Origin of the sequence: Streptococcus sp. SS-4456 (assembly GCF_036680365.1) — a bacterium.
GTDB lineage: Bacteria > Bacillota > Bacilli > Lactobacillales > Streptococcaceae > Streptococcus.
The window spans coordinates 1-350 of record NZ_JAVIHI010000112.1 but is presented as its reverse complement, the minus strand read 5'-3'; the positions used below and the strand labels follow the sequence as shown (position 1 = coordinate 350).

Sequence of the window (350 nt, the reverse complement as noted above, 5' to 3'; positions counted from 1 at the left end):
GGAGGATGTGGGATTCGAACCCACGCACGCTTTTACACGCCTGACGGTTTTCAAGACCGTTCCCTTCAGCCGGACTTGGGTAATCCTCCAATTATGGACCTTGTAGGACTTGAACCTACGACCGCTCGGTTATGAGCCGAGAGCTCTAACCAGCTGAGCTAAAGGTCCAGCAAACAAGAGTAAATAGCGGCGAAGGGGATCGAACCCCCGACCTCCCGGGTATGAACCGGACGCTCTAGCCAGCTGAGCTACACCGCCAAATATAAATCGGGAAGACAGGATTCGAACCTGCGACACCTTGGTCCCAAACCAAGTACTCTACCAAGCTGAGCTACTTCCCGCTGTTATTA

Annotated in this window: 4 tRNA genes; all 4 read right to left on the bottom strand. The window is 53.1% G+C overall.

Going from position 1 to position 350, the window contains the following annotated elements:
* A tRNA-Ser gene (locus tag RFK25_RS11615) sits at window positions 1–89 on the bottom strand.
* A gap of 5 nt (window positions 90–94) precedes the next feature.
* Window positions 95–168: transfer RNA gene (locus tag RFK25_RS11610), tRNA-Ile, on the bottom strand.
* Window positions 169–184: 16 nt separating this feature from the next.
* Window positions 185–258, bottom strand: a tRNA-Met gene (locus tag RFK25_RS11605).
* 9 nt (window positions 259–267) lie between these two features.
* A tRNA-Pro gene (locus tag RFK25_RS11600) sits at window positions 268–341 on the bottom strand.
* Between the last annotated feature and the right edge of the window lie 9 nt (window positions 342–350).